The following is a 214-nucleotide window of genomic DNA, read 5'->3' on the forward strand; positions in this document are numbered from 1 at the left end:
CGAACCCCCAGAGCGAAGGAGCCGCCTGATGTTCACCGGAATCATCGAGGAGATGGGCGAGATCACCGCGATCACCCCCGCGGGCGACGGCTGGCGACTCACCGTGCGCGCGCCCCGCGCCGCTGCGGATGCCGTGCACGGCGAGTCGATCGCCGTCTCCGGCGTGTGCCTGACCGTGGTCGGCTCGACCGCGGACACCTTCGACACCGACGTG

Annotated in this window: 1 pseudogene; it reads left to right on the plus strand. The window is 71.0% G+C overall.

The window, feature by feature from the left end:
- Positions 1–28: 28 nt before the first annotated feature.
- Positions 29–214, plus strand: a pseudogene (locus DSP71_RS10305) (riboflavin synthase); the annotation flags it as partial.

Origin of the sequence: Microbacterium sp. H6, from assembly GCF_003314775.1 — a bacterium.
GTDB lineage: Bacteria > Actinomycetota > Actinomycetes > Actinomycetales > Microbacteriaceae > Microbacterium > Microbacterium oxydans.